We start from the raw sequence: 16,727 nt of genomic DNA on the forward strand, positions 1-16,727 counted from the left end.
TTGTTATTTTGTTCACTATTTACTATTAATAACAATTGATAATTTATAGCTTACATATTTACCTAAATCTTCCAAAAATTCTTCAAGTTTATCATTAGAGGGAAATTTACTTTCTAGAAGGTAGTAACTTTCTCCACTAACTATGTAGTTGTTTATCACATAATCTTTTTGTTTCTTTAAAAAGGATAGATAAGGTTGATGATGAGTATCCTTCATATAAATTTGTATAATTACGTGAATAGAAAAACCCATTTTTTCTTGATTAACTTTAATGGTGTACCCCTGAACAACTCCATTTTCTTCTAATTTCGCCACTCTAGCTGAAGTAGCTGGTCCAGTTAAATGGACTTTCTCGCCCAATTCTTTCATCGTAATCCGACTGTTTTTGGATAGTTCGTCTAAGATAAGAAGATCCGTTCTATCTAACTTGTTAACTCCTTTCATAAATAAAGTTAAATGGCCAAAAGACTTTATTTAATCTATGTATTCCTTATTGAGTCATAGTATAGAATATACATTGTTCGAAGCAATTTTTAAAGAAAAGGAGTTTTAATAGATGAATATACAACTGATTCGAAACGCAACACTTGTCGTTGAATACGCAGGAAAAAAGTTTTTAATCGACCCTATGTTAGCTGATAAAGGGACTTTGCCTGCTTTTGGACCTGCGGTAGGTTTACCTGAAGCACCAAGACAAGATCAGAACAATCCTTTGTTAAGCTTGCCAACATCCGTTGACAATATTATTCAAAATATTGATGCAGTCATTGTCACTCATCTGCATCCTGACCACTGGGATCCGGCAGCCATAGAAGTATTGCCAAAAGACATTAAACTTTTTTCCCAGAATGAAGAAGATACAACAGTTATACGCAACGCTGGTTTCCAAAATGTAGAAGTTTTACAAGAGGAATCCGTTTTTGAAGATGTTCAATTGATTAAAACAAAAGGAGAACACGGAAGAGGCGAAATTTTAAAAGCTGCTGGTCACGTTTGCGGAGTTGTTTTTAAACACTCCTCGGAGAAAACATTATATGTTGCTGGAGATACGGTTTGGTATGATGCAGTTCAGGAAGTAATTGACACACATAAGCCTGAAATTATTGTCGTAAACGCTGGTGATAATCAATTCTTAGTAGGCGGTTCTTTAGTAATGGGGAAAGATGATGTCTATGAAGTTTATAAGGCTGCTCCTAACGCAAAAATTATCACAGTCCACATGGAAGCTGTGAATCATTGGACATTATCAAGAGAAGAATTAAAAAGTTTTGCTAATGAAAAAGGAATCTCCCCTAATATTTTAGTACCAGCTGATGGTGAATCATACTCATTTTAAATATAATGAACTATATTAAGGAGAGATAATTTTGTCGGTTGAGGCTAATAAAGAATTAGTTCGTCGTTTTTATGAAACGATTGAACAAGAAAACTATGAGGAACTTAAGGATTTTTGCCATGAAAACTTTGTATTCTACCCGCAATTGGATACACCCTTTTCTGGTTTAAAAGGCCTAGTAGAATCAGAGAAGAAAAACTTTGATGCATTTCCAGGTTTTAGAATGCCTATTCATTCTATAATAGCTGAAGGTGATCAAGTAGCAGTATATCTCATTTTTGAAGGAACTCATACAGGTATCCCATTCTTTGGTGTTCCTGCTACTGGGAAAAGTGTTAGATTCTCTCTTATGATGAAGCTGCGGATTGCTGATGGTAAAATCATTGAGAAAAGATCACATGTTGATGTAAATGATATTCTTCGACAACTTAATGCTTAAGTATTTTTGATATAAATCAAATTTAATATTATCAAATTGACCCTTTTGGGGTCTTTTTCTTGTTTTAAAGTCGTCTACGTTTCCCTACACATTTTTGTTGCGCAGTATATGTCTAATACGTACTACAAGAGTTATTCCACAATCATGGCTAGACAAAAAAGATGCGATCCTTACCATAGGAAAGCGCCAAATTTTTGCATAACGTTAACTTTTTCAATTGTAGTTTCCATTTAGAACAATCTTATTTCCAATTACTTTGGCAATACCAGGGCAATACATAGAAGTGAATCATGGAGGACTATTCTAACTGATTAGTTCAAACTACCCAAAGCGCCTCTCCAAATTATTTATGTCATCTAACGAACGTTACGTTTGCGGTGACAGCTCACCCTCACTTAAGACATTATAATAGTCCCCGCACTTTTTTCGAAACAATTCTTCAATAATTGAACTCTTGATTTGTAAAATTACTCAGAATTTCTAGTCGTATTTTTCGTACAAAAATTGGTGCCAAGTTTGGTGCCCATTTCAAAAAATTTAGTGATACTGCGTAAGACTCTCTATCATAAAATCCTTATTACATAGCACCTTACAGCACTTAGTGATACTACAAAATACATACCACCAAGAACTTCAAAACCGCTTGGGAGGCGCGTGCCGTCTCCGGTAGGTTCGATTCCTACACAGTCCCGCCATATTAAGGTTTTTAACTATCTTACATATAAACGGGTACCACGGTTTCATTGTCGGTTTTGAGGGTGACCTCGGCAGACCGTTTGACGAGACCGTTATGGGAAAACGTCGTCTTTAGCCTTCTACTAATAAATAAGTAGGAGGTTATTTTTATTTATGTCCAAAAAACCTGATATGAGAAAATTCCGACGTGCTTCTACAAGTCGCAGTACACTTAAAAGAAATGATGTAACATTTTCACTCTCTGAAATGTTTGAACGGTTTATGTTGTACAAAGAAACGGAAGGTCTGACAAAGCGTACACTGGATGATTATTATACTCATTTCAACTATTTAATGGAGTATCTTGGTGAAGACATAGTTGCAGAACAATTAAATTCGGACTTATTTCGGGGTTATATAGGCTTCATGCTTCACGACAAGGAATCCATCACTAGTAACCGCTAACGTTCGAATTAGGACCATTCGTGCATTCCTACGCTATTGTTTTATTGAAGGGTGGATTGACGACCCTATTCATGAACGGTTTAAGCCTGTTAAAACAAAAGAAGACACACTAGAATCCTTTACACCTAATGACGTTAAGCAGCTCCTACAAGCAATTGATGATGCATCTTATAAGGGATTTCGTGATAAGGTTATTGTCTACGTATTACTGGACACCATGGTCCGCTGTTCTGAGTTGATTTAAATTAGAAGAGAGAATGTTGACTTAAAGGATGGTACGATTCAATTGGAGCCGCACGAGACCAAATCAAAACGAGCACGTATTGTTCCCCTCTCATCAAAAACACTACGCTTATTAAAAGAATATATGTCGATTACTGAAGATTTTGAAGCAGAGCATCTCTTTTTATCAATTCAAACCAAACCTCCGCATCCGAACGACGTTGAAACGCTACTAGCGGATTTTCATCATCCTTATCAATAAGGAGTACGTTTATCCTTTGCGTTCGTCCCCTTCATACATTCATTCATCCGGAAGTTTGTGCCCGCTTCCTCATATTACCGTCACCACTTACGGAGCTATATCCTTAAACCTCAATTGGCTTTCGGCCCACAATCTAACTGTCTACGCTTAAAAGAGTAGGTTACCTGACACCCTCCAAGACTTGCTACGAGTGAGTGGCTAGCTCTTTCTCGACGGGAATCCCACCCGCTATATATGATGACCTAAGCTTGGCCGCACGGTCAGGCACCTTTTCTTCAGTAAGGTACGTACTCTTTCCCTCCATCTATTTGCCATATATACACCGTATAATTGTTGTAGTCATCGGTTTTTAACTTCTTTTGCAGTTTTGTCCTCATACGTTGCCTCTTATATGATTTCTGTTGGTCAGACTAGAGGTTTGCCTCGGGCTTCCTTCAGATTCCACGTCGCCATGGACACCTTGCCTTTAGCTATGTACTCACACAAGGTCGTACTCGAGACTTTCACCCGTTAGTGTTCGCCCATGCTGGGCGAACAAAAAAACTGCACCTCCAGTTGAGGTGCAGTTCAAGTGTCAAAGTGTCTTTAACATCTATTTTTATTCTACTTTTCTAAAGCCCTTCTTAACGCTGATGCTACCTGCTCAATGCATTTTTTCCCTTGATCTAAAACACCTGGCATCCAGAATAAGCCATGGATCATCTCATCGTAACTCGATTCTTCAACTTCTACACCAGCTTCTTTTAATCGTTTGGCATAGGCTACCCCTTCATCACGTAATGGGTCATATCCAGCTGTAACAACCAAAGCAAGAGGCAATCCACTAAGGTCCTCAGCTTGTAGAGGGGAAGCATACGGATTTTTGCCATCTTCTTCATTTCGTAAATAATGATTCCAGAACCAAGCCATTGAATCCTTCGTTAACAAATAACCATTTGCATTTTCTGTATATGAAGGCGTCTCATAAGAATGGTTTGTTACTGGATAAATCAGCATTTGGGAAGAAATTGATCAAATTCTTCATTGGTTGAAAGTAGAGCCAGTTAACGAAAGAGTGAAACACGGGACTAAGTGGCTCAGTTTTCTTTTAATGAACGGAACATTAGTTTTATTGAGTATATAGAAACATTGATAAGAATACCTATTTAAAAGATATACCTGGCTTAGCAATATCAAAACCCATTATAAACATACTTTAGGATCTAAATGAAAAATTTTTTACAGGTAGATAACCTAACTTGCGCGCTTCAAACTCTAGTTCTTCACGGAATTTCGGATGAGCAATATTTATGAGTGCTTCTGTTCTTTCACGTATCGTCTTTCCTTTTAATTGAGCTACCCCATATTCCGTTACTACCATATCAACATCGTTTTTTGACGTTGTGGTCACAGCACCAACTGAGAGAGTCGGAACAATTTTTGAAATGGTATCATTTTTTGCAGTTGAATACAGACAGATGATCCCTTTACCGTTCTTTGTCAGGCGAGCCCCTTTTGCGAAGTCACCCTGTCCTCCTGTTGATGAATAGTAACTTCCTTTTACAGTTTCAGAGTTACATTGCCCTAAGAAATCTATTTCCACAGTTGAATTAATAGAAACAAGGTTATCAAACTTCGATATTGCACGCAAATCATTTGACTGATCACATGGTAGGAAGTAAAGATCTTCATTCTCATGCATAAACTCATAGAGTCTTTTTGTCCCAAAAGCAAAAGTCATTGTTGTTTTCTCTTTAAATAGAGGTTTATTTTTATTAGAAATAGCACCCGCTTCATACAAATCTATGATTTTGTCAGGAAGCATTTCAGTATAAATCCCTAAATCTCGATGATCAGTTAGAAATTCCATTACTGCATTAGGCATTGCACCAAAGCCTATTTGAAGTGTATCACCATTATTGATGATTCCAGCTATTATTCGCCCAATTTTCTCATCTTTACCTGATAAAATTGGATTAGGGACAGATGGAAGTTCTTTATTATTTTCTACTAAGGCTGTCACTTGACTAATATGGATTTTATTTTGTTCACCATATGTTCTTGGCATCATTTCATTCACTTCAACAATGATTTGTTTCGCATCTTCTATAAGAGGTGCCGTATACGATGGGCTTACTCCTAGAGAAAAATAACCCTCTTCATCCATTGGTGAAACAACAGCCATAATGACACGGTCAGTGGTAACTTGTTTTAATAATGCTGGGATGTCAGAAAAGTGATTGGGTAACAAGTCAACTTTTCCCTCATGAAATCCAGACCGATCCTGACCACTTAAGAACAATGACACTTGTTTGATACGATCTTCATCCACATTTAGGATTGGATAGGCAGGTAACATTCGATAAAGACGGTTTCCTCTTAGTTTTGTGTGCTGAGGAAGTGATTCCAGTAAAGCTGGTGGTTCACCCGCCATTATAGGCAGAATGATATCAGTATTTGGTTCGATGAACTGAACGGCCTCTTCTGGAGTTCTTAGTTTTTCTTTGTATTCAACTTGAAAACGCATAGAAATTTCCTCCTCCTAAACTATCTTTAGTTAAGTTGTTTATAAAGCTTCTACAATCGCTGCGATTCCTTGCCCACCGCCAATACACAACGCAGCTACTCCGTACTTCTTATTTCGTCGCCTTAATTCTATGATTAATGAATAAAGAATACGCGCTCCACTTGCTCCAACAGGATGGCCTAGAGCGATTGCTCCTCCATTAACGTTTGTAACTTCTCTATTTAAATCAAGTTCTTTTTCCACAGCCAAGTATTGAGCTGCGAAGGCCTCATTTATCTCGAATAAATCAATTTCGTGTATCGACATATTTGCTCGTTTTAAGGCTTGCTGAATCGCTGGAACTGGTCCTATTCCCATGATTTCTGGTTCAACTCCAGCAATTCCCCACGATACGATACGTGCTATGGGTTTTGAATTATTTTCGTTTATATACCTCTCACTCGATAATACAAGTGCAGCTGCCCCGTCATTTATTCCACTTGCATTACCTGCTGTTACGGTTCCGTCTTTTTTAAAAGCAGGCGTAAGACTTGATAAACTCTCTAAGGTTGTAGTGTCGCGAATGTGCTCATCAACTTTAATTACCTTTGAACCTTTTCTCGTTTTAATTTCAACAGGTACAATCTCCTCGGAAAAAATTCCTTCTTTTCTTGCTTTTGATGCCCTTTTATGACTTTCAGCAGCAAATTCATCTTGATTTGTTCTAGAAATCTCATACTTCTTTGCTAGGTTTTCAGCCGTTACACCCATGCCGAAACCACAATATTCATCTGTCAGTGTAGCCCAGAGCATATCGTCTATAACAGGAGAACTTAACTTTGTTCCAAACCGACTGCCTCTTAGGGAAAACGGCGATAAGCTCATATTTTCCGTCCCACAAGCAAGCCCAATCTGTCCCTCATTTAACTTAATCGACTGAGCCACAGACACAACTGCTTGAAGGCCTGATCCGCATAAGCGATTGATTGCTAAAGCCGGACTAGTAATAGGAACTCCTGACCTTAAGGCTATATGACGTGCTATATATGGTGAGTTTTTAGCTGAATCAATAACATTACCTGTTACTGAGAATTCGATCTCTTCTGCTTTTATCCCACTTCGCTTCAGGGCTTCCTTACTTGAAAGTATCCCTAACTCTGTAGGGGGAATATCTTTCAGTTCACCACCGAACGTCCCAAAGGGTGTTCTTGCCCCCTCTAAAATAAAAATATCACTCATTATGGTTCACCTCCATCCTACTTATTTAGCCTTAAATTGGGCCTTACGTTTATCTAAAAAGGCTGCCATTCCTTCTTTTTGGTCTTCCGTTGCAAACATCATTCCGAATGTTTCAGCCTCTAAAGATAGAGCACGCTGTATATCCATTTCGAAACCTTCATTTACAAGTTTTTTACTCGCTTGAATTCCAATAATCGAATTTGAAATCATCTTTCTTGCAATGGACTTTGCCTTATCTAGTAAGGCATCACTTTCCACAACATGATTAACTAAACCAATTTGATAAGCACGTTCTGCAGTGATCATCTCACCAGTCATTAAAAGTTCTTTCGCGATACTTGGACCCACAAGTCTAGGCAGTCTTTGTGAGCCGCCAAATCCTGCTACAATTCCAAGAGTTACCTCAGGCTGGCCCAATTTAGCATCTATACTCGCAATTCTTAAGTCACAGGCCAGAGCTAATTCACTTCCTCCCCCTAACGCATATCCATTAACTGCAGCAATAACTGGTTGGGGCAAATTTTCTATTTTAGACATCAATTCATTTCCTATTGTTGAAAATCCCTTTGCCTCAGGTGCTGTTTTTGATTGCATTTCACTAATGTCTGCTCCTGCTACAAATGCTTTCTCTCCAGATCCTGTGAGCACAACTGCTTGAATAGAAGCATTATTCTTAATGTGATCAAATAATTGAGTTAACTCTAATAGTAATTCCATATTGAGTGCATTTAACGCTTTAGGACGATTGATCGTTACTGTAGCAATCTGTTCCTCTACTGAAAATAGCAAATGTTTAAATTCCATGTTACTTACCTCCCTCATATATATAGAATCCTCTTCCAGTCTTTTTGCCGAGCCATCCAGCTTTTACGTACTGCTGCAGAAGAGGACATGGACGATATTTTGGATCGCCATACCCATCATGCAGGACTTCCATGATCGATAACACTGTATCAAGACCAATAAAATCAGCTAATTGAAGCGGCCCCATGGGATGATTCATCCCGAGCTTCATTACATTGTCAATTTCCTCAGATGTTGACACCCCTTCGTATATACAAAAGATGGCTTCATTAATCATTGGCACTAATATACGGTTAGCTGCAAATCCTGGAAAGTCTTTTACACCAACTGGTTCCTTTTCGATGGTTCTAGTTAAAGATTTGATCATTTCATAGGTTTTGTCAGATGTTGCTAATCCGCGGATGATTTCAACTAGTTTCATTACAGGGACCGGATTAAAAAAATGCATTCCAATCACGAGTTCTGGTCGTTTCGTTACAGCCGCAATCTCAGTTATCGAAATCGAAGAGGTGTTTGAGGCCAAAATGGCCCCATTTGGCACAATCTCATCTAAATATTTAAAGATTTGCTTTTTTACCTCTAATTTTTCTGTTGCAGCTTCAATTACAAACTGAACATCAGTAGCCTCTGATAGATTAGAAGAAAGCTGAATCCTCTCTAGAATTTCTTGCTTTTCTTCTTCTGTTTTTCTGCCTTTCTTAACATCACGTTGTAATTGGTTGTAAATTACACCCAACCCCTTTTGTACATGTTCATCACTTAGATCATTAAGAATGACATGTAGTCCCGATTGTGCCATCACTTGTGCAATACCGGTGCCCATTTGTCCAGCACCTATTACGACGACTTTTTCGATATTCATTGCAACCCCCTGATAAGTCTTTAGATATTACTAGAATTAGCTAGCCTTTTCTTCTTCTGGTTCTTGACCCTTAGTAGACTTGTTAAAAAAGCTAGTTTTTTCTATTAGGAAATATAAGACCACTCCCGCAATAAGGCCAAATGTTGCACCATGTACCGCTAAGACAACAGCCATTATTCCAGCAACTCCGCGCTCTGTTGTAGTATGAACCTGTTCAACACCAACACTAATACAAACATAGGCTGTTATAATTAACGTTAATGATAATGCAATTGGGAGAATTGGTTGGAATAAGCTAACAAGCGGCAAAATAAATAGTCCGAGAAATCCAGCAATCCAGAACGTCCCCATTCCACTATGAATTGAGTCCATTGCTTTACGACCATATTTATAACGTTCAACCATTGTTGCATGAACTGGTGTCCAAAGTGGTCCCGCTAACCCTGGGTATGGAGCAAAAAAAGCATGGATTAGGTTTCTTATTGCCGTAACAATGTGTACTCTATTTACATTTGTATCAATTGCTTCATCCTTTCGCACTTTATCCGCTCGCTGTAAAAGTGTCTTACCGACAATGATGTCACCAAATGCAATAATATAAGCGATTATTGCTGTGGGTACCGCTAATAAAAACACTTGAAGTGGAGGAAAACCAACAGTAAACGGTAGATAGCTCCACATTTCTATAAAAGCTGGTTGAGTGATTCCCCATTCAATATTTGCTAACGGATATTCACTAACGATCCAACCAATGATCATCGCAGTAACCATGGCTGGAACAAGACCATAATTCGCAATAATTTTTGCGATTTTGTGTTTCTCTACTAGGTGTTTAAATGATAAGGAGAATAAGATATAAAAGGCAACTAAACTACCAATTATTAAAGAGCTAGGAGTATTCATTAAACGACCACCATGTTGAATTTCTCCCATTAATGCAGCAAGCCCCGCACCAACTAAAATACCTGCCTTCAGAGAATTAGGGACAATTTCAACTAATTTATCACCTAATTTAGTTATTCCTAAAATAAAGAAGATGAGAAAAACAAGAAATTGTAATGCAAACAATGCTTGAATTGCTTCAGGGCCAGGTTGAAAATCACCTAAAAATAAGAGAACAACAGGGATTGCTGGTGTAATCCATCCTGGTACCATCGCTACTCCTAGCAAACTAGGAAGCATAAATCCAATTCCACCAATAAATACATAGGCCAATGCAACTTGATATGGTAAGCCTAAGTACTCGATTAATAGCGGAATCATCCCAAGAGGAACTACAAACATAATTAAAGCTTGAACAAATTCCGCTGACTCCCAGCGGTAGTGAATAAATGGCAACCTCACCTTAAATGGTCCTGCTGGCCAATATGGTTGTTCTTGACCCTCTTTACGCTTGTAAATTGGCATCCTACTCCCTCATCTCCAATAAATTTTTAAAGCGCTTTCAATTTTAATGAAAAATTTTGCACCTCCTAGTAGTAGAAGAATCACTTTCAACTGTTATGCTTATTTACATAGTACGAAACTTTAAGAAAGTCTAGTTTTAGATTCTTTTGACGTTCACTTATATTTTTTTGCTTTATTCATTTTTTTCGTTTAATTTTGAAAACAAATTTCTATAGACACTAGGAGTTACTCCCTCTATTTTTTTGAAAGTTGTTGAAAAATGAGCCGCACTAGAAAATCCACAATTACTAGATACCACTTCCATTGGCAACAACGTCATTTTTAATAACCTTTTTGCTTTTTCAATCCGAAACTTTATCAAATACTCTACAAAATTTAAACCCATTTCTTCTTTGAACATACGACTGAAATGCGAAGGACTTAGATAGACGAGATTAGAAAGCTCTTTTAAGGTTAGTGGTTCATGAGAATTTAGTTGTATATATTTAATTGCCGTTTCCATAGGGTTAGTTGGATCGGCTTCAAAGGATTTTCCAGCTGAGGTTGTACGTTCTAAGATTTCTTCACCTTTTAGAACAAAGCCTTTTGTTATTAAACGTTCGAACAGCGTTAGTACTTCACTTTTAAAAGTTGGCTTTAAAAGATATCCTGAAAAACCCGCATTAATACAGTTTTGAACAGTGTCAAACATTTTAAGATGTGTAAGAACCGCAACCGGTAAATGCGGATAAATTTCAAGAGATCTTTTCCCTAGCACAAACCCGTCCTCATCCGGAAGTGAGAGATCAAGTAACATAATTTGGGGCTGCTTTTGTTTTAAATAATTAATCGCTTTTTCAGCAGTTTCTACTTCATAGATTGATAAATAGTCAAATTGGTTTTCCGACACTACTGACCTAATTAATTGTTTAGTTTCAATATCATCATCTACAAATAAAATCTCACCCATTATCACTTTCACCTCTTCTCGATTTTATTTATCATTTATTAAATGACCTTTCCGAAGGGTATTCCGTAAAATTTTCCCTCCTGAACTTCTTGGAATAGTTTCTACGAATTCATACTTTCTTGGTCGTTTATAACTCGGGATTTCATGATTATATTTACAATACCGATCTAACTCATGAAAAGTTAGAGTTTGATCTTTAGATACGATATAAGCAACTACAATTTGCCCCATTCTCTCATCTAACTCTCCAATAATTGCTACTTCATTAACTTGCGGGTGTTCCATAAGAACCTTTTCAATTAATTCTGGATAGATATTCTCTCCACCAGATATAATCATATCATCTGCTCGTCCGACGATTGTTAAATCTCCGTCCTGATCAACGACACCTAGATCACCTGTAAAGTACCATCCATCAAATATATGATCTCTTGTTAGATCGGGACGGTTCCAGTATCCCTTAAATGCTTCTGGAGATTCCATGTTAACAACAATTTCACCAACTTCTCCTTGAGAAACAACGCCTTTCACTGGTGCTTCTTTATCGGAAGCAACGGGAATAAGTCTTATATTCTGGTGAAAACCGGGCTTCCCAGCACTTCCTGGTTTTTCTCTTACATCACGGCAATATGCGAATGTGTAGATCTCTGTACTTCCATACAGATTTATAAACCATTTCGGCCTTAACACTTCATCACATTTTTTTATTAACTCTTTTGACATCGGTGATCCAGAATAAACAATTGTATGTAAATGGGGAAAATCAACTTCTTTTGCTGTAGGATGAAAGACTAAATCGTGATACATCGTTGGTGTTAAAAATAGACAACTAATCTTTTCTTGGTCAATCATCTGTAATGATTCAAAGCTATCGAAATCTGCTAAGACTACAAATACGCCGTTTAATGCAGTCATTGCTTGTAATGAACGTAATCCAATAACGTGATATAAAGGAGCTGCTCCGAGAGTCTTATCAAAAGGTTGGGTACCAAATTGTATTACATGAGCAGTTGTTGCTGAGTACTCATTATTATGCGATCTTGGTACTCCTTTTGGTACACCCGTAGTACCAGATGTATAGTAAAGAATCGATATGTCCTGATCTGTAATGCTTTCTTCGCGATAAGATATTGATCCATAATTCACTAATTCATTGTAACCTACATCAGACAATTCACTTTTATTGGAAATTCCAATAAAAATCGGTCTTTCTATAAACGTTTCTTTCGTAATCAAATGCTCACTAGACTCTTCAAATATTACAATTTTAGGTTCAACATCATGGATACAATATTTTATGTTCTCTAAAGATAGCCGGAAATTAACCGGCGTAAAAATGGCCCCTAACTTTTGTACAGCCCAATATAAAACAACTGTTTCAATCCTATTTTTTAGTAGGACCATTACTCTCTCCTGTTTTCTTAACCCTAACTTTTGTAGTGCTGAAGCAACTCGGTTTACTTTCTCATTTAATTCAACATACGTTAACTGTTTATTCCTATCAATTACAGCTACCCTATCCGGGTTCCTCTCAACACAAAATTCAAAAAAAGTTCGTTGATTCATAATTCCCCTCCTACTACGATTGTTGATTTCGAATTTGTAATTTTCATATTTACAACTCGCTTTCTATTTTTATTTGTATTATTTGACAGAGCTAAGTGTATAATATCGGCAGGGTTTAAATACATAGATAAAATAATGTATTTTAGCGCTTTAACTTTATTTTCAAAGGAATTAACGTTCAAATAGACCAAACAGATAAAAAAATTATATACAAAAGCCCTAGCTGGTAAGTTTCACGTCCAAGCTAGGGCTTTATTATAGAAGATATGACCAAACATCTCCGTTTTATTAAGTAAACTATACACTAATAACAATCGACACTTTATAGTTTGCAAATTTATTTAAGTCTTTTAAGAATTGATCTAATACTTCATTAGAGGGGAATTTACATTCAAGCAAATAGCAACTGTCTCCACTAATTTTGTAATTGTTTATTACATAATCATCTTTTGTTTTTATAAAAGCTAAATAGGGTTGATGATCTATATTGTTGATATAAATATTAAGAAATGCATGTATAGCAAGTCCTAACTTCACATGATTCACTTCGATACTACATCCTGTTATTATACCGTTGTCTAATAACTTCATTGATTTCCACCGGTTATAAGCATTCTTAAACTCTTCTGTCACAGTAGCTTTAGGTCGGCCAAAAGCAACTCCATTTTGCAGAGCCACATCAATTCCTTCACGTTGTCGTTTTCGGATTCTCTCTCTCTTCTTCTGCCATCCAAGAAAGAATTTGCAGGACAAATCCTTTTTGAGCATGCTAAACGGATATTCGATATTTTAGTAAAGGTGATGAATCAGCGTACTTTAGAGAATCGATAATTGTTAAATACAAAAAAATTGTTTACTAAATCCTTTTCTTGTACAACCCGGTGTGACAGCCACAAAAATGAACCATCTCTGCCATGTTTTTCACCAGCAGTTTCCACGAAATTTATCACTTGCTGTCAACGTGTTTACCAACAGAAAAAAATCAAGGATTCTGAAATAAAAAAGCCTAATCCTCCTTTTTTACCGAGGAATTAGGCTTATTGTCTACCGCAATCGTGCCCGATTGTGGAAGATCATTTTCTATTGAGTAGTATCGTTGTACTGTTCAGCAATAAATGTTAATTTATCAACTTTTTCAGAATAGCACCCTACCCCTGTTGAAGATAATTCATTCACTTTTAAGCGAAAATGCACATAATGTTTAACTTTTTAAAATAACATTTCATAAGTAAAAAAGAGAACAATTATATGTCCTCTTTTTAGTGTTTACTTGGTATTGGAATATACTAGTTTCACTCATAAGCAAAATCTTTGTGCTACCTGCTTGTTTTCTCTAAATATTTCCACTACCCAAGCTCATTATAAGTAATTAACCTGTGTATATGTACTGCGAGATAGGCTAATTCCTCATTTGGAATATCTTTTCCATTAACTTGTTTTATATATTCTTTAATTTTAAATGCACCATCCATAGCTTGAGGATACAAGCTAGCTAATTGTTCGAATAATATATTATCCTTATCATCTAACATTTTATCAGAATAAAATCGTTCTACAAAAAATTTAACATGAGTGATAAATCGAGTATAGTGAATATTTTCTGTATCCATGTTGATATTGAAAGAATATCTTGTTAAATTCACGATACTTCCGATCATCTTAGCATACCTCATGCCCTCTCCAGACTCTTTCTGTTCTCCCTGAGCGTTAATAATGTGGAATGCAATGTTTGCTGCTTCTTCAATTGGTAAATCAATTTGAAACTTTTCGTTCATTAGTTTTAGCGCGTATACTCCAACCTCAAATTCTTCTGAATAATAATTTTTAATTTCCCAATATACTCTGTTTGTGATGTTAATATTTTTTTTATATCTTTCTACAGCAAAATTTAAATGATCCATTAACATAAAATAGATACTTGTATTTAGTTTCGTATTTAGTTTATTTTCAGTATAATTTACAATTTGCTGGGTCAGTTCAACATATTCAAGTGGTATACTATCCAATAGACCAATAAATTCTTTAACTTTAATATTTTCAACGGGTATAAACATTTGATCAGCTTGATTTTCTTTTATGATATTACCTACTTTTTGCCCAAAACCAATACCTTTACCTAATAGAATGAACTCTTCTTTTTGTTCATCTTCTGCCAATACCACGCTCGAATTTAGGACTTTTTTTATTTTAATCACAATATATGCTCCTTTCCTCTAACAAAGTTTTAGAAAATTTGTCCAAACTTACCAATAGTTCAAAAACATTCATAGACCTGTTTTTTGGTAATCTAAATTTCCTCTTTTACTTAGTCCTAATAGACACACTCATATGCATTTATGAAGGCATTTTGTTAGCTAATAACATTATGGGTAATTCGGTGTAAATGTAGCAGCGTGCACTCAAGTTTTGGGATTCCTTTTGCAAAGAAGATAGTTTTACTTTAATTTAACAAGCCAGTTTATTAATTTTTAGAATTACAGTTAATCTCTTTCATAGAAAAAAAAAATGTAGCTACTATTATTCCTTATAAATCCTCATACCGGACTAATAGCTACATAGATAATAGTATATCGAGCAAATTAATTAAATTTAATAGTTTTATTTAATCTAAATCTTCACCATTTGTTTCAATGACCTTTTTATACCAATAAAACGAATCTTTCTTTATACGATTAAATGTACCCTTTCCATTATCATCTACATCTACATAAATGAAGCCGTATCGTTTTTTCATTTCACCTGTACTAGCGGCAATGATATCCATTGGACCCCACATGGTATACCCCAAAACAGGAACACCATCGATCTCAATTGCTTTTTTCATCTCGTTAAGATGATCTCTTAAATAGTCAATACGATACGAATCATGAATACTTCCATCTTCTTCAACTTCATCAACTGCTCCAAGACCGTTTTCTACAATCATTAGTGGTATTTGATAGCGATCATATAATAGATTTAATGAATAACGGAGACCCATCGGATCAATTGTCCATCCCCAATCACTCGTCGGAAGGTAAGGATTTTTGTAACCTGTTTTCACACCGTTAAGTCCTTTAAATTCTAAATTTGTTTCTTTACCAACTACATGTGTTAAATAATAACTATATGAGAGGAAATCTACTTTCCCCTTCTTCAGTTCTTCTAGATCACCATCTTGAATAGGTAGTACGATTCCTTCACGTTCAAACTCTTTTAATTTATACGCTGGATAATATCCGCGGCATTGAACATCACAATAAAACAGCATTTTATGCATAAAATCAGCCGTTTTCTGTACATCTTCCGGGTCACAGCTATCGGAATAAGCAAAATGTCCGGCATACATCATTCCTACTTTATTATTAGAATCAATTTCATGAGCCATCTGCACAGCCTTAGCACTAGCTAAAAACTGATGAAAAGCGGCAGTCATTCTTGTCTGCTCATCATTTGAATCAATTCCAGCGGCCATCCATGGCTTTGTAGACATGACATTGATTTCGTTAAATGTAAGCCAATATTTCACTTTTCCTTTATATTTGTTAAATACAGTTTCACAATAGCGTAAATAAAAATCAATTACTTCACGATTTTCCCATGAACCATATTTTAGTAGACCAAGTGGTGTCTCAAAATGTGAAAGTGTTACGATTGGTTCAATACCGTATTGTAGACACGTATCAAACACTTCATCATAATGCTTTAAGCCTGCCTCGTTAGGTACCTTTTCATCACCATTTGGAAATATTCTTGACCAAGCAATGGACATACGGTAACTTTTAAATCCCATTTCAGCAAATAATGCAATATCTTCCTTAAATCGATGATAGTGGTCAACTGCATTGTGGCTAGGATAGTAGTTTCCTTCCACAACACCATCTGTAATTTCTCTAGGAACACCATGCACACCTGCTGTCATGACATCTGCTGTGCTTAATCCTTTTCCATCACTTAAATAGGCACCTTCAGCTTGATTAGCGGCGGTTGCACCGCCCCACAAAAAGTCCTCTGGAAATCCTTTCGTCATACCTAAT

General features: G+C 36.3%; 15 protein-coding genes and 1 pseudogene. 4 read left to right on the top strand and 12 right to left on the bottom strand.

Features of this window, described 5'->3' with window-relative positions; all coding sequences use genetic code 11:
* Nucleotides 1-15: 15 nt before the first annotated feature.
* Nucleotides 16-444, bottom strand: coding sequence for an Lrp/AsnC family transcriptional regulator (locus tag ACFFIX_RS17770; protein WP_378936353.1), 429 nt, complete (start codon nt 442-444; stop codon nt 16-18).
* A gap of 112 nt (nt 445-556) precedes the next feature.
* Here ACFFIX_RS17770 and ACFFIX_RS17775 point away from each other — a divergent pair, with 112 nt between their 5' ends.
* The 4 genes from ACFFIX_RS17775 to ACFFIX_RS17790 all read left to right on the top strand — a co-directional run bounded on the left by ACFFIX_RS17775 (nt 557) and on the right by ACFFIX_RS17790 (nt 3,399).
* Nucleotides 557-1,336, top strand: a complete 780-nt coding sequence (locus ACFFIX_RS17775; RefSeq protein ID WP_378936355.1) for an MBL fold metallo-hydrolase — start codon at nt 557-559, stop codon at nt 1,334-1,336.
* Nucleotides 1,337-1,367: 31 nt separating this feature from the next.
* Nucleotides 1,368-1,775 (top strand): ester cyclase, encoded by a 408-nt coding sequence (locus ACFFIX_RS17780; protein WP_378936356.1) that lies wholly within the window; start codon nt 1,368-1,370, stop codon nt 1,773-1,775.
* Nucleotides 1,776-2,624: 849 nt separating this feature from the next.
* A complete protein-coding gene (locus ACFFIX_RS17785; RefSeq protein ID WP_378936358.1) occupies nt 2,625-2,915 on the top strand; it encodes a hypothetical protein in 291 nt (96 codons plus the stop codon).
* A gap of 286 nt (nt 2,916-3,201) precedes the next feature.
* Complete coding sequence (locus ACFFIX_RS17790; protein ID WP_378936359.1) at nt 3,202-3,399, top strand: hypothetical protein; 198 nt, start codon at nt 3,202-3,204, stop codon at nt 3,397-3,399.
* Between the two features lie 603 nt (nt 3,400-4,002).
* Here the strand turns inward: ACFFIX_RS17790 and ACFFIX_RS17795 are convergent.
* The 11 genes and pseudogenes from ACFFIX_RS17795 to ACFFIX_RS17845 form a co-directional block, all read right to left on the bottom strand.
* Nucleotides 4,003-4,395 (bottom strand): alpha/beta hydrolase fold domain-containing protein, encoded by a 393-nt coding sequence (locus ACFFIX_RS17795; protein WP_378936361.1) that lies wholly within the window; start codon nt 4,393-4,395, stop codon nt 4,003-4,005.
* A gap of 199 nt (nt 4,396-4,594) precedes the next feature.
* A complete protein-coding gene (locus ACFFIX_RS17800) occupies nt 4,595-5,905 on the bottom strand; it encodes an acetyl-CoA hydrolase/transferase family protein (RefSeq protein WP_378936362.1) in 1,311 nt (436 codons plus the stop codon).
* A gap of 39 nt (nt 5,906-5,944) precedes the next feature.
* Nucleotides 5,945-7,123 carry a thiolase family protein gene (locus ACFFIX_RS17805; protein WP_378936364.1) on the bottom strand — a complete coding sequence of 393 codons (1,179 nt, stop codon included), beginning with the start codon at nt 7,121-7,123 and terminating at the stop codon, nt 5,945-5,947.
* Between the two features lie 21 nt (nt 7,124-7,144).
* On the bottom strand, nt 7,145-7,927 hold the full coding sequence (locus ACFFIX_RS17810) for an enoyl-CoA hydratase-related protein (protein WP_378936366.1): 783 nt from the start codon (nt 7,925-7,927) through the stop codon (nt 7,145-7,147).
* 1 nt (nt 7,928) lies between these two features.
* Nucleotides 7,929-8,789, bottom strand: a complete 861-nt coding sequence (locus tag ACFFIX_RS17815) for a 3-hydroxybutyryl-CoA dehydrogenase (RefSeq protein ID WP_378936368.1) — start codon at nt 8,787-8,789, stop codon at nt 7,929-7,931.
* Nucleotides 8,790-8,825: 36 nt separating this feature from the next.
* Nucleotides 8,826-10,196 (bottom strand): solute carrier family 23 protein, encoded by a 1,371-nt coding sequence (locus ACFFIX_RS17820; protein WP_378936370.1) that lies wholly within the window; start codon nt 10,194-10,196, stop codon nt 8,826-8,828.
* 172 nt (nt 10,197-10,368) lie between these two features.
* Nucleotides 10,369-11,145, bottom strand: coding sequence for a helix-turn-helix domain-containing protein (locus ACFFIX_RS17825; RefSeq protein ID WP_378936372.1), 777 nt, complete (start codon nt 11,143-11,145; stop codon nt 10,369-10,371).
* 24 nt (nt 11,146-11,169) lie between these two features.
* Entirely contained in the window at nt 11,170-12,711 is a 1,542-nt protein-coding gene (locus ACFFIX_RS17830) for a class I adenylate-forming enzyme family protein (protein WP_378936374.1), read from the bottom strand.
* Nucleotides 12,712-13,008: 297 nt separating this feature from the next.
* Nucleotides 13,009-13,302 (bottom strand): annotated as a pseudogene (locus ACFFIX_RS17835) (Lrp/AsnC family transcriptional regulator); the annotation flags it as partial.
* Nucleotides 13,303-14,057: 755 nt separating this feature from the next.
* Nucleotides 14,058-14,906, bottom strand: a complete 849-nt coding sequence (locus ACFFIX_RS17840; RefSeq protein ID WP_378936376.1) for a PRD domain-containing protein — start codon at nt 14,904-14,906, stop codon at nt 14,058-14,060.
* A 407-nt stretch (nt 14,907-15,313) separates the two neighbouring features.
* On the bottom strand, nt 15,314-16,720 hold the full coding sequence (locus ACFFIX_RS17845; protein ID WP_378936378.1) for a glycoside hydrolase family 1 protein: 1,407 nt from the start codon (nt 16,718-16,720) through the stop codon (nt 15,314-15,316).
* Nucleotides 16,721-16,727 lie beyond the last annotated feature (7 nt).

Source organism: Metabacillus herbersteinensis, assembly GCF_042433335.1.
Lineage (GTDB): Bacteria > Bacillota > Bacilli > Bacillales > Bacillaceae > Metabacillus > Metabacillus herbersteinensis.